A 562-nucleotide genomic window follows, 5' to 3' on the forward strand; every position below is an offset into this window, starting at 1 on the left:
CCCGGTCAGGAATGTCGCTTTCCACAGCATAGACCAGTTCCGTGGGCGAGGACGCCAACCCCGAGCCCAGCGCCTTGATCTGCCCGTCCTGTCGGCGCAATCCGAATTCAATCGAAAACCAATAGAGGCGTATCAGCCACGCATAGTCCTTGTCCCCCGCCTGCACCCCGGCCTTGCCGATCGCATGGCTGAAAGCCGCAAAACGCGGGTCGCTCAGTAAGGGCGTGTGGCCGAAGATTTCGTGAAAGGTGTCGGGTTCTTCAATATAGTCAAAATCCTCGCGCGACCGGATGAACGAGGCTGCAGGAAAAACTCGATCCGCCAGCATACCAAAGAAGGTCTTGAAACCGATCAGCGCAGGTACCGGCTGCACCCGCCACCCGGTCAGGTCCAGAAGACGCTCGGATATATCCGCACAGGACGGAACGCGGGTCTTGGGCATCTCCAACCGCTTCAACCCGTCCAGATATTCACGCGCCATGTAGCGCTGCACGTTTTCCTGCTGCGCTGCATAAAGGTCCGCCCAAACCGCATCCTCTTCGGTGGTATAAGCAATATGGCC

The 562-nt window shown here is 58.4% G+C and carries 1 protein-coding gene; it reads right to left on the reverse strand.

The genetic code is table 11. The features are described 5' to 3' along the window. Window positions 1-562 (reverse strand): phenylalanine 4-monooxygenase (locus tag ACR0JA_RS23670; protein ID WP_480580430.1); only part of this gene is annotated, 562 nt, incomplete at both ends.

The sequence above is a fragment of the Ruegeria sp. AM4 genome (assembly GCF_056540665.1).